We start from the raw sequence: 11,968 nt of genomic DNA, 5'->3' as shown, positions 1-11,968 counted from the left end.
AGAATTCACTCTCCCTTGGGCATAGTTAGTAAAAGTAGTCTTAATTTTTCGATCATTTTATTTATAGGTATTGGATTAGGTTACGTTAACACCATCCTAATATTTCCTAATATTTTAACAGAAGAAGAATTAGGACTTACCCGAATTCTAATGTCGGCATCATCTGTTGTAGCACAATTCGCCCAGCTAGGAACAGGTAATATTTTGGTGCGCTTTCATCCTCATATTAAAAACGAAAAGAAAAATATTAGCTTATCAATCGGTTTGTTGATTAGTGTTTTTGGGCTAATTCTAGCTACAGCCTCACTTTTTCTTTTTAAAGACTATTTTATTGCTACATACTCAGAAAAATCAAAGCTCTTTACCAAATACTTTTATTTGGTGATACCATTCTTCTCTTCATTAATCTTTTTCAATCTTTTTGATGCTTACTTAAGAGTAATTTTCAAAAATGAAGTGCCTGCTTTTCTAAACTTCATCTTATTGAGAATAGTATGGTTAATTCTAGTATTGCTCTATTATTTAGATTTTTTTGGTCTTACCACCTTTCTTTATTTATATGTAGGGGGACAAACTCTAATGTCAATACTGGCTTTAGCATATATTATTTATTTAAAAGAGCTCAAAATATCATTTCGCTTTGGAAGCTCTAATATAGAAATGCTGAAAAAAATGTATGGATTCGGAGCCTTCACTATAATTAGTGGGCTATCAGTATACCTCATTAATAGAATTGACATACTTATGGTTGGTAAATATATTGGTCTTGATCAAGTAGCTATCTACTCTATTGCGTTTTACATAAGTACCGTAATTACAGTTCCTGCCCAATCTATTTCAAGAACATCTAATGTATTAGCTGCTCAAGCCGCAAAAAATGATGACTTCAAAACTCTGAGTGAATTATACAAAAAAACTGCACTCTATCAATTACTACTCTGCTCATTAATATTCTGTTTGATAATAGTAAATTATGACAGCATAATTATATTCCTTCCAGAGGTATATCATGATAGTTTTATGGTATTTGCTCTTTTAGGAACTTCCAAAATGGTTGAAGTAAGCTTCGGTATAAATGGAGCCATAATATTGAATAGTAAATATTATAAAATCGACACCTTACTTTCTATTATCCTGCTAATTGTAACGTTCATTTCCAACATGTACTTTATTCCAAAGTATGGTATAGAAGGTGCAGCGTTTGCTACCATGACCTCAATAGTTATTTTTCACCTTTTAAGGTATTTCTTCATATTAGTTAAATTCAAAATGCAACCATTTAGCAGAAACTACTTCGGTATTTTGCTACTGGTTTCGCTATCTACCTTCATTACCTTACAAATACCCAATGCCTCTTTATTTTGGGTAGATGTTATTATAAAATCAGGAAGTTTTTCTATTATCTGCATTCCCCTTATTTGGTGGTTAAAATTATCACCTTCTTTTAATCAAACACTTGTAGCCTTATTAAATCAATTCAGGGCCTTACTTTTCAAAAAATAACCCCACCCCTCTAATTACCTCGGCTACTTCATCATCGGTTAATTCTGGAAATACAGGCAGGCTGAGTTCTTGTGTGGCTAGATTACCAGATACCGGATATTGGTGCATAGACAATTTTAAATGGGAGTACGCAGCTAGTTCTGGTAAGGCTTTGGGGTAATGTATTGCCGTTTGAATTTTATAATGGCTTAAGTGAGTTTTCAGGGCCTCTCTATTTTCTACTCTTATGCCATAAATATGATATATGTGATCAGCTGATGGCTGTGGACATATGATGCCGTCCATTTCTGACAATTGGGAGGTGTATTGAGCTGCTATGGCTCTTCTCCTATCATTCCACTGATCAAGATATTTTAATTTAATCAAAAGGGCAGCGGCCTGTATCGGATCAAGTCGGCTATTTTTTCCTTCTATTATATGGTTGTCTCTTTCTTGCTGTCCATGGTTAGACATTAGCCTTAACTTTTCTGCCAATGATTCATCATTAGTGGTGATAGCACCTCCGTCTCCATAAGCTCCTAAGTTTTTGGTAGGATAAAAACTAAAAGCAGCAGCATGACCTAAAGCTCCTAATCTTTTCCCTTTATACGTGCCTCCTGCAGACTGGGCACAGTCCTCTATTACTTTAAGATCATATTTCTTGGCTACACTCATAATAGCCTCCATTCTGCATGGATTGCCATATAGATGAACGGCAATTATTGCCTTAGTATTTCCGGTAATTTTACTCTCTAAACTATCCTGATCAATAGTGAATTCGTCTGGAAGAATATCCGCAAAAACGACTTTAGCTCCTACTAAAGAGACTACTTCTGCATCTGTAATCCAGGTAAAGGCTGGCACTATCACTTCATCACCAGGGCCGATATCATAAGCACGAAGCAGCAGTTCTAAACCATCAGTACAATTACCGCAGGAAACACACTGATCTACTCCAATATATTCGGCAAACTTCTGTTCGAATTCAGTAACCACGGCTCCTCCAATATACCACCCGCCAGCTAAAACTTCTTTTATAGCATTATCTACCTCCGCCTGCACTCTCAGGTATTGTCGCTGTAGGTCTATGAAAGGTACACTCATAACTCATTAAGCAAATCAGCTAATTTTTTGGTGAGATTTCTTCGCGAAAAGCGTGAAACATCAGGGGTAGGCTTGCTAGTGGTACTGGCATAGTCTTCATGCATCTGTACCAAGGCATCTTTTAATTTCTGCACCTCATCAGGACCGCAGACTACTCCTACACCGGTTTCTTTAATAATTTCTGCCGAGTCACCTTCTGTAGAGCCTAATGCTAATATAGGTCTCTCCGAAGCCAGGTATTCAAACAACTTACCTGGTATATGGCCTGGCGCATTTTTACTGTAAGAAGATAGCAGCAATAGCACCGCTGAGCGTCTGTACATCTTTAATACTTCAGCATGAGGCATGTATGGTTTCACCGTAACTAACTGACTCAATGCTTCATCATTTTCTATCTCTAGCTGCAGTGTTTTATTAACATTACCTATAAACTCCAGCTTAAAAGACTTGCCTTCATTGTGTAATTCCTTAATAGCCTTCAACACAGGTCGAGGATCACGCAATTCATCTACTACTCCCACATGGCGAATAATGAATTCATCTGGCTCCAAATGAGCATGCTGATCAAACTCATCATGATCAAAGCCATTGGTAATTACTTCTACTTTTCTACCAGCTATCTCCGCCAGCTCTCCGGCAAAATTCTTACTCACAGACATTACTCTATCTGCGTTATCTAACACTTTCCTTTCCAGTTTCTCATGCCTCCTTCTGGCCCACCATGAAAGATGAAACGTATCTAACAGCTCCCATTTAGACCAAGGATCACGAAAGTCAGCTATCCATTGGATGTTATATTTCTGCTTTAGTTTTAGACCAATTAAGTGCATACTATGTGGCGGCCCTGTAGTGATGACCTTATCTATCCCGTTCGATTGTAATATCTCAGCAATAACCTTTACCGAAGGTTTCAACCAGAACTTCCTGGGGTCAGGAATAAAGAAATTACCGCGTACCCAAAGCATTAATTTTGTAAAAAGGCCTGTATTACTTTTCTTCACCACATCACTCTGCTGATTATGGCCCTTTTTCTTGAACTTATCTATCAGATAGTAAGGCTCCCAGATGGGAAATTTGATTACCTCTACATGATTAGAAACATCTTTTTCCAGGCTGGTGTCTTTCACCTCAAAGTGGGGATTCTCCGGGGTATACACAAATGGTTCCCAACCAAACTCAGGCAGGTATTTGGTAAACTTCAACCATCTTTGTACTCCTCCTCCTCCACTGGGTGGCCAGTAGTATGTAATAATTAATACTTTAGACATGCGGCAAATATAGTATTGTAGCTACACACTATTAGTACATTATCATTATTAAATAGGGTTGAAGCATTCATTAAGAAAGCATTTTTTCTTTCTACCAAAGCAACCTTTGAAAAGATTTGATTGTCTTAAAAGTATAACCGCTAACCACCATCCCTATGAAAAAGAGAGTCATCACTGTTATCATCGGCCTGATAGTAGTTTTTATTATAATCTACGGTGCCTCTGCTGGGTATTTAATCGGCTGACTGCTGATCTAAATTTTCTAATTCTGCGAAACTTCCTTTATTCAAAATCACGTCTCGTTCAGCCTTTTTTAAAGGTAAGTCTTTAGCATATTTCTGAGGTGTGGGCCTTTGTAAAGACATAAAAAACAACAGAAACACATAACTTAAAATAAATACCGGCAGTGCTGTAAGGTAAAGCCCTAACACCAATATAACCGAAGTAATACCTAAAATGATGTAGAACTTCATGGTCACATCAAAATAGAAAGAAAGCTTGTCTGGCAGTGTATTAGCCTTTATATCTCTAGATGATTTTTTAAACTTTCTATATCCATAAATAAATATCAAGGCCGTTACCACCGGAAAAATAATCTGGATGGCATTATTTACCGATTCGCTTTGTAGCACCGCTGTTCTGCCATTATTCTTTATTTCAAGAAAAAGAAAAGCAAAAGCGGTAAGAGGCAGTGCTAACACTACATGAAAAATAAAACCGGTTTTATTATGAAAATGCTCTGGGCTCTTAAAGGTCATACATCAAAATTTTGCCCTAAAACTAGCAAATTACTTCCATCGAAAGCAATAATCGTTATTTTTGTGACATGATTGGACTAGAAAATCTCAGTAGAAAAGAGCAAGTGATTAAAACTGCAGCCCAGCTCTTCAAAGAAAAAGGCTATGCGGCCACTTCTATGAGAGATTTGGCTAATACATTAGGAATAGAAGCTGCCAGCCTATATTCTCACATAAAATCTAAAGAAGAAATACTTCAAAGCCTGTGCTTTGAAATGGCTGATAAGTTTAGAGAATCATTAGAAGAGGTTGAAAACACAGACTTTTCTTACACCAAAAAACTTCGATTAGGCATTCTTGGGCACATTCAGGTAATGGCAAGAGAGCTCACCGCTTCTGCTGTTTTTATGAATGAACACCGACATTTGAGCGAGCCACATTTAAGGACTTTTCTTCTGCTTAGGATCAATTATATTAACAGATTTAAAAAAATCATAGAAGGAGGCATTAAGTCAGGTGAGTTTAAAAAGGTAGATACCAAACTTGCTGTAATGACTCTCTTCTCATCTCTCAACTGGATGCCTCACTGGTATGACCCCAGCGGCATAATAGAACCCATAGAGCTCGGTCACCAGCTAGCTGACATGCTAATAGATGGCCTCCAAACGAAATAAATGATTATTTTGTTGTAACTTAATAGACAACCAAATAATCAGATTTATGTATGGCGGAGGGAATACTTTTGATCAAATAACAGATCACACACCAGAAAACGAAGATCCTAAAAAGCTACAAGAATTTGAGGCCAGGATAGAAAGAGGGGAAAAGATAGAGCCTTCTGACTGGATGCCTGCCTTATACCGCAAGCAGCTGATTAGGATGATAGAGCAGCATGCTCACAGTGAAATTATAGGCGCACTACCAGAAGGCACCTGGATAACCCGAGCTCCTGGTTTCAAAAGAAAACTAGCGCTGATGGCCAAAGTGCAAGATGAAGTAGGTCATGCTCAGCTTCTTTATGCTGCTGCGGAAACCTTAGGAAAATCTAGGGAGCAGATGATCGATGACCTGCTGGAAGGTAAATCTAAATATTCTAACATATTTAACTATCCTGCTTTTACCTGGGCCGATGCTTGTTTCATTTCCTGGCTGGTAGATGCAGGCGCTATTGTAAACCAGCTCGCTAACTCCAAAGGCAGTTATGGCCCCTACTGCAGGGCATTAGAAAGGATTTGTGTTGAAGAATCTTTCCATCTTAAATATGGCCATCATTGTGTTATCCACTTGGCTACAGGCACCGATATTCAAAAAAAAATGATGCAAGAAGCGCTGAACCGATGGTGGGAGCCTATGATGCACTTTTTCGGTCCGCCAGATAAGATATCTGTTCACACCGAAGTACTTATGAAATGGAAAGTAAAGATGTCATCTAATGACGAATGCCGTAACCAGTTTCTTGATATGTATGTGCCTAAAATTTTAGAACTGGGCTTAACTATACCTGATCCAGTGCTGAGGAAAGATCCTGAAACAAAAAAATGGGAATACACAGAACCTGATTGGGAAGTTTTCAAAAAAGTAATTAACGGTGATGGCCCTTGTAATGAAGAAAGGCTAGCGGTAAGGCGAGTGGCTGAAGCCAGAGGCAAATGGGTACGTCAGGCTTTGTTAAAGCCAAAGACGGAATATGTTACTCCTCTGGCTTAATAATCTTTTTTTGATTTAAACCTGCAAACGATTTCTGAATCTAATCCTATGAATAATTCACTAGATCCGAGAATAAACAGATTGAACATAGATGAATATCCCGCTGATCTCACTCGTAAAGTACCGTTAGATCAATTCGGGACATATGAGGTATTCACTCAAAGTAAAGCTGAGCAGCCATACCAACATGAAGGAATAGTGCATGCTCCTAATGCGGAAATGGCTTTTATCTTCGCTAAAGAACAATTTAGCCGGCGTATGACTTGTTCTGGCCTTTTTGTGGTGGAGACCAAAAACATATTTGTAACTGCCACTACTGAGAATAATATAAACATATACCATCAGGTTTCTGATCATTCTCCAGCGTCAGGTGAGCCTGAGCAATATGAGTTTTTCCACCTTATGAAAAGAGGCAAGCAGCACCAGCATGTCGGTTCCATAGAGGCAAGAAATGCCCAGGAAGCTTTAGCGCTGGCCAAACCAGCATTCGCTGAAGAAGACCCCGTTCTTAACGTGTGGGTAATCAAAACTCAAGACATACTCTTTACTTCAGAAGAAGACGCTATTATTTGGAACACCCTGCCTGACAAAAAATTTAGAAGTGCTTCTGCCTATAAAGCTTCTGATAAAATAAAGGCATTCAAAGAATCTCAAAAATCCGTTTTATGAATACTGATGCTGTAAAAGAATTACTCTTTAAAATTGCGGATGATCAACTCATAATTGGTCATAGAAATAGCGAATGGACAGGCATGGGGCCTATTTTGGAAGAAGACATTGCTTTTTCATCTATGGCCCAAGATAAGATTGGCCAAAGCTATGCTTTATATCAGCTGCTCCATGAATTAGGTGAAGAAGAGCCAGATCAAATAGCTTTTATGAGAAAAGCCGATCTATTTAAAAACTGCCAACTTACCGAGCTGCCTAATGGAGAATATGATCACAGCCTTATCCGCCACTTTCTTTTTGACACTGCTGAAATTATAAGATTCGGATATCTGGCGCAATCATCATACACCCCTTTGGCACAATTAGCCAAAAAAATTCAGGGTGAACTGCGCTACCATACCATGCATGCTAATACCTGGATAAAACAACTGGGAACTGCCAATGAAGAAAGTATTTTACGACTTCAATATTCTCTAGATCAGCTCCTCCCCTTTGCCCTGGGCATATTTGAGCCTTCACCTTTTGAAAATATACTTATAGAAGAGCAAATTTTTGTTGGTGAAAAAGTAATAATGGAAAAATGGCAGGAGCAGATAATGAAAATAATCAATGAAACGGACTTGGTCATTTCATCGTTTTCGGCCCCCGCTATATATGGAGGACGGTTCGGCCACCATACTGAGCACCTTAATCAGCTGTTGGAAGAAATGTCAGAAGTATTTAGAATTGATCCGGCTGCAGAATGGTAACTGAACTTCCTTTATCTTTGTATCGTTTGCTTTTTTTATGATACCTACTGAAGAAAATATAATGGAATGGCTGGAGCAGGTAAAAGACCCTGAAATACCTGTATTATCTCTGGTAGACCTGGGTGTAATTACCAAGGTAGAGGTGAATGGCTACCGGGTTGAGATCACTATCACTCCTACTTTCACCGGATGCCCCGCTATTGAATATATGAAGCAAGACATTATAGAGGTGCTCAACAGCTATGGAATAGATTATGTAGATGTAAATGTTTCATTTGAAAATAACTGGAATACTAACATGATCTCCGAAAAAGGCAAAAAAGCCCTAAAAGATTTTGGGCTGGCTCCCCCTCCTCCTCACAACCTTATTTTTGATATTGACATATTATCTCATATAGAATGCCCTAACTGTGGCAGTAAAAATACAGATCTAAAAACCCCTTTTGGCCCCACGGCCTGCCGTTCTATTCACCATTGTAATGATTGCAAAGAAACCTTCGAGCAGTTTAAACCACTTTGAGATACTAGGGGAAATATAACTTTTTGCAATGGGTAACAGCTTCCTGGTTATTTTAAAGCTTTCGTAATTCATAATCCTGATCTCAAAATAGTATAATTAGGTAATACTCATTATGCTATGAAAACACTACTACTCTCATTACTCATTATCACAGCTCTATTTTCTGAACTGAATGCTCAAAAATATGAAGCGGAAAATGGAACACTTACAGGCACCTCCGTAGCTTCTTCCCGGTCTGGCTACTCTGGCAGCGGCTATGTTACCGGCTTCGATCAGGAAGGGGACCAGGTAGCCATAGAAGTAAGCACATCTGCCGCCGGCTTGTATGAACTCTCCATCGGTTATGCCACTGATGATTATAAAGAAAACTACATTCTGGTGAACAATGAAAATATGGGCAGCATGAAATTTGAAGCTTCCCCAACCTTTCTTTCTCAATTTTTTGGCAAAATCTTCCTTGAAGAAGGTGACAACACCATTACGATCAGACATTTCTGGGGCTGGACAGACATCGATTATATTACCATAACAGAAGCCACACCTGCTGATTATTCAAATTTCACGAATGAACTAGTGACCGAAAATGCTACCGATATCACCAAAAGGCTTTATAAATACCTGAGTGATATGTATGGAGAAAAGATCATTTCTGGTCAGCAAGGCAGTGATTGGTCCAACTTACAATACGTTCAGGATCAGACAGGCAAGCTACCCGCTTTGAGAGGTTTCGATTTTATTGATTATTCACCCTCACGAGTAGAGCATGGCCTCACATCTAATGAAACAGAAGAGATTATAGCTTGGAACAATATGGGAGGGCTATCTACCGTATCCTGGCACTGGAATGCTCCCAAAGACCTTATAGATGAACCCGGTCTGGAATGGTGGAGAGGATTTTATACCGAGGCCACCACTTTTGATGTGTCTATTGCTATGAATAACCCCAATTCTGAAGAATATGAATTGATTATTAGAGATATTGATGTAATAGCAGAACAGCTGAAAGTACTACAAGCACAAAATATACCTATACTATTTCGCCCGTTGCATGAAGCTGAGGGAGGCTGGTTTTGGTGGGGAGCTAAAGGGCCAGAGCCGTGCAAATGGCTATGGCATCTGCTGTTTGACAGGGTAGTTAACCATCATAATATCAATAATCTTATTTGGATATGGACTAGTACAGACGCACCTGATGCTTTGGATTGGTACCCCGGAGATGATTATGTAGACATTATAGGTGCTGATATTTATCTGGAAGCAGGAGACTACAGCACTAACTTTAGTATGTTCGATAATCTGGTGAGCCAATATGAAGGAGAAAAAATAATAACTTTATCTGAAACAGGAACCATTCCTGAGCCTGATGACCTGGAAAGCCAAGCAGCCAGATGGAGCTGGTTCTGTACCTGGGAAGGAGATTTCATTAAAAATGGCATCTATAATTCCTCTGCGCATCTTGTAGAGGTATATAACCATGATTATGTGATCACTCTGGATGAACTGCCTAATATAAGCACTTATGAAGGCCTCACTGATGAGTCAATTACAGCAATCAACCTTAAACATACTACGGGCTTCAGCATTTACCCCAACCCAGCCACAAGTTATGTGAAAGTAGAAATAGATAATGATGAAAAAGGCCTTATTCAATTAATCAGTATGAAGGGAGAAGTAATTTATAACACTTATACAAATGGTGCTCTGTTTCAATTAGACCTGAGCTCACTTCCATCAGGCATGTATGTGCTTAAAGTGATCCAAAATGAAAGCAGCTATTCTGAAAAATTACTCAAAAAGTAAAAAGTGTTGAGCAAAAATAACCACAACATCATTACATTATTCCACAGCACTACAGTTTGATAAAATTTGGCACAAAAAAATTTAACCTGATTATCAGTGATTTATATAAAAAAGGAGTCTTTTTAAAAATGAGGTAAGTGAATTGTAAATGTTCAGTAGAAACCTAATAATCTGAACATGAAAAATAATTTTACTTTTTTTAACCAAAAAATGGCTCCTTACAGGCTATTTATGTGGATATCTATTGGCTTATTTACTACTTCAATGATGTCTTGCTCTGACTCTGACGATGATGATGACGACGATACTAACTCTAATACGGTGCAGGTGGACTTTTATGGCGAATCTTCTACTATTAGTGAAGCAGATGCAGAAGGAGTAAGCATTCCATTGATCTTCACGGATGCTACCACCAGACCGGGCAGTTATCAAATCACCTGGGAAAGTTCTGAAGGAATGGAATATGGAAAAGATTTCACCACTATGCCTGAAGCAAATGACGGTGTGATTAATGTAGATGTGGAATCAGAGCAAGAAGAAGCTTCTATTCAAATAATACCTACTGATAATTATGTAGACGAAGGAGACCGTACTATTACGTTTTTTATACATTCTGCTACAGGAGGTTTAAGTATTGGTACAGCTTCAGAATTTACATTGACTGTAGAAAATGACGATGAAGCCACTCAATTTAGTAAAGTGAGCTTTGAAGATATTGAAACTACGATTTCTGTTCTTTACTATGACTCAGGATTGGCAACTGTTGACCACCCATTGATGAACAATGCTAACCAACCACCAGTAAACTCAGAAGGGCTTAATGAGCTCGGGTATCATGCATCTTACTTCAATACCAGAGACATGGAAGGCCTTACTGATGGAGACTATGTAGGAATAGTAAAAGCCACTGTAGTAAATGGAGGTTATCCTGATGGCTCACAAGGATATGAAATGAGCGACACTGATGGTAAAATGAGATTAACTTTTGATGAGCTTGATATTGAAGGCTACCTCAGTACTAACATCTCTATAGACGTTTATTTACATGATGAAAATGGAACAGGACTGCAATACGATGATGAAGATATACTTCGCATTTTTGTGAAACTGGATGACGGAGAAGAAATAGACATAATCAACTCTAAAGGCAGCAACTTAAATGACCTTTTTGCAGGAAACTTTGACAAGTGGACTACTTTAAAAGCTTCAGTTCCAAGAGAGGCAGAATCTCTGACACTCTATGTAGAATTTGACGTAGACACCAGATTTGACATATTGTATTTTGATAATATCAAGTTCTCTGGAGTACACCAAGATGAAATATAATCGATTCTAAATTATAAATGACCGCAAAATAAAGGCTGTTTCAAAAGTAAGATCTTACCAATTCGGTAACTGCTTTTGAAACAGCCTTTGTATTTTATTCACAGTCTAATTCCGGAAATTCGGCACCATAACCACGAGCGGTAGTCCAGTCTTGTTTTGCTTTACCTCCCTGGCCAGTAAGGCAGTATACACTCCCCCTATTTACATAAGCTTCTACGTAGTCCAATTTATACTGAATAGCCTTACTGAAAAATTCAATGGCCTTTTCATACTGTTTCATAGTAAAGTAAGAATAGCCTTTTTCATAATAAGCTTCGGCATATTGAGGAGAGAGCGTTATGGCCTTATCATAGTTAGTAATAGCTTCTTTATTTTCACCTAACTGTGACTGACAAACGCCTAATAAATAATATCCCTCAGCGTTTTGATCATCTACTTTTACAGCCTTTTCAAACAGCTCTACTGCCTTTTCATAATTTCCTTCTGTATATTGCTCATAGCCTGCATCCAATAGTTCCTCTGCACTCTGTCCGAAAGAAACCAATGAAATGAGCAGGCTAGCAGCCACTAATAGCATCTTCATAATTCAATTCTTTTAATCTACAT

General features: G+C 38.3%; 12 protein-coding genes. 8 read left to right on the top strand and 4 right to left on the bottom strand.

What is annotated here, in order from left to right; genetic code table 11:
* The first annotated feature begins 15 nt into the window (after positions 1-15).
* Positions 16-1,503, top strand: a complete 1,488-nt coding sequence (locus tag LVD15_RS14650) for a lipopolysaccharide biosynthesis protein (protein ID WP_233775975.1) — start codon at positions 16-18, stop codon at positions 1,501-1,503.
* On the opposite strand, the gene LVD15_RS14645 is transcribed toward LVD15_RS14650, so the two are convergent.
* From LVD15_RS14645 to LVD15_RS14635, 3 genes are all read right to left on the bottom strand, one after another.
* Positions 1,486-2,586, bottom strand: a complete 1,101-nt coding sequence (locus tag LVD15_RS14645; RefSeq protein ID WP_233775974.1) for a DegT/DnrJ/EryC1/StrS family aminotransferase — start codon at positions 2,584-2,586, stop codon at positions 1,486-1,488. The genes LVD15_RS14650 and LVD15_RS14645 overlap by 18 nt on opposite strands.
* Positions 2,583-3,854 carry a glycosyltransferase family 4 protein gene (locus LVD15_RS14640; protein WP_233775973.1) on the bottom strand — a complete coding sequence of 424 codons (1,272 nt, stop codon included), beginning with the start codon at positions 3,852-3,854 and terminating at the stop codon, positions 2,583-2,585. Before LVD15_RS14640 ends, LVD15_RS14645 begins: the two co-directional genes overlap by 4 nt.
* A 233-nt stretch (positions 3,855-4,087) precedes the next feature.
* A complete protein-coding gene (locus LVD15_RS14635) occupies positions 4,088-4,612 on the bottom strand; it encodes a hypothetical protein (RefSeq protein ID WP_233775972.1) in 525 nt (174 codons plus the stop codon).
* 68 nt (positions 4,613-4,680) lie between these two features.
* Between LVD15_RS14635 and LVD15_RS14630 the strand changes: the two genes are divergently transcribed.
* The 7 genes from LVD15_RS14630 to LVD15_RS14600 all read left to right on the top strand — a co-directional run bounded on the left by LVD15_RS14630 (position 4,681) and on the right by LVD15_RS14600 (position 11,362).
* Positions 4,681-5,265: a TetR/AcrR family transcriptional regulator gene (locus LVD15_RS14630; RefSeq protein WP_233775971.1), complete on the top strand. Its 585-nt coding sequence runs from the start codon at positions 4,681-4,683 to the stop codon at positions 5,263-5,265.
* Positions 5,266-5,311: 46 nt separating this feature from the next.
* On the top strand, positions 5,312-6,298 hold the full coding sequence (gene paaA / locus LVD15_RS14625; RefSeq protein WP_233775970.1) for a 1,2-phenylacetyl-CoA epoxidase subunit PaaA: 987 nt from the start codon (positions 5,312-5,314) through the stop codon (positions 6,296-6,298).
* Positions 6,299-6,346: 48 nt separating this feature from the next.
* Positions 6,347-6,967: a phenylacetic acid degradation b gene (locus LVD15_RS14620; protein WP_233775969.1), complete on the top strand. Its 621-nt coding sequence runs from the start codon at positions 6,347-6,349 to the stop codon at positions 6,965-6,967.
* The gene (gene paaC / locus LVD15_RS14615) at positions 6,964-7,716 is read left to right on the top strand and encodes a 1,2-phenylacetyl-CoA epoxidase subunit PaaC (protein ID WP_233775968.1); all 753 of its coding nucleotides are present in this window, start codon (positions 6,964-6,966) and stop codon (positions 7,714-7,716) included. Before LVD15_RS14620 ends, paaC begins: the two co-directional genes overlap by 4 nt.
* Before the next feature lie 61 nt (positions 7,717-7,777).
* Complete coding sequence (paaD, locus tag LVD15_RS14610; RefSeq protein ID WP_233775967.1) at positions 7,778-8,236, top strand: 1,2-phenylacetyl-CoA epoxidase subunit PaaD; 459 nt, start codon at positions 7,778-7,780, stop codon at positions 8,234-8,236.
* Positions 8,237-8,353: 117 nt separating this feature from the next.
* The gene (locus LVD15_RS14605) at positions 8,354-10,036 is read left to right on the top strand and encodes a glycosyl hydrolase (protein ID WP_233775966.1); all 1,683 of its coding nucleotides are present in this window, start codon (positions 8,354-8,356) and stop codon (positions 10,034-10,036) included.
* A 177-nt stretch (positions 10,037-10,213) separates the two neighbouring features.
* Positions 10,214-11,362, top strand: a complete 1,149-nt coding sequence (locus tag LVD15_RS14600; RefSeq protein WP_233775965.1) for a hypothetical protein — start codon at positions 10,214-10,216, stop codon at positions 11,360-11,362.
* 94 nt (positions 11,363-11,456) lie between these two features.
* On the opposite strand, the gene LVD15_RS14595 is transcribed toward LVD15_RS14600, so the two are convergent.
* On the bottom strand, positions 11,457-11,945 hold the full coding sequence (locus LVD15_RS14595) for a tetratricopeptide repeat protein (RefSeq protein ID WP_233775964.1): 489 nt from the start codon (positions 11,943-11,945) through the stop codon (positions 11,457-11,459).
* Positions 11,946-11,968 lie beyond the last annotated feature (23 nt).

The sequence above is a fragment of the Fulvivirga maritima genome, assembly GCF_021389955.1.
Taxonomy (GTDB): Bacteria; Bacteroidota; Bacteroidia; order Cytophagales; family Cyclobacteriaceae; genus Fulvivirga; species Fulvivirga maritima.
The sequence above is the reverse complement of the archived record's forward strand: the minus strand, read 5'-3'. Positions and strand labels throughout refer to the sequence as shown.

Excerpts from the sequence above, each read along its gene's own strand:
- LVD15_RS14645 (WP_233775974.1), bottom strand. The coding sequence starts at position 2,586 with ATGAGTGTACCTTTCATAGACCTACAGCGACAATACCTGAGAGTGCAG.
- LVD15_RS14640 (WP_233775973.1), bottom strand. The coding sequence starts at position 3,854 with ATGTCTAAAGTATTAATTATTACATACTACTGGCCACCCAGTGGAGGA.
- LVD15_RS14635 (WP_233775972.1), bottom strand. The coding sequence starts at position 4,612 with ATGACCTTTAAGAGCCCAGAGCATTTTCATAATAAAACCGGTTTTATT.
- LVD15_RS14630 (WP_233775971.1), top strand. The coding sequence starts at position 4,681 with ATGATTGGACTAGAAAATCTCAGTAGAAAAGAGCAAGTGATTAAAACT.
- paaA (WP_233775970.1), top strand. The coding sequence starts at position 5,312 with ATGTATGGCGGAGGGAATACTTTTGATCAAATAACAGATCACACACCA.
- LVD15_RS14620 (WP_233775969.1), top strand. The coding sequence starts at position 6,347 with ATGAATAATTCACTAGATCCGAGAATAAACAGATTGAACATAGATGAA.
- paaC (WP_233775968.1), top strand. The coding sequence starts at position 6,964 with ATGAATACTGATGCTGTAAAAGAATTACTCTTTAAAATTGCGGATGAT.
- paaD (WP_233775967.1), top strand. The coding sequence starts at position 7,778 with ATGGAATGGCTGGAGCAGGTAAAAGACCCTGAAATACCTGTATTATCT.
- LVD15_RS14605 (WP_233775966.1), top strand. The coding sequence starts at position 8,354 with ATGAAAACACTACTACTCTCATTACTCATTATCACAGCTCTATTTTCT.
- LVD15_RS14600 (WP_233775965.1), top strand. The coding sequence starts at position 10,214 with ATGAAAAATAATTTTACTTTTTTTAACCAAAAAATGGCTCCTTACAGG.
- LVD15_RS14595 (WP_233775964.1), bottom strand. The coding sequence starts at position 11,945 with ATGAAGATGCTATTAGTGGCTGCTAGCCTGCTCATTTCATTGGTTTCT.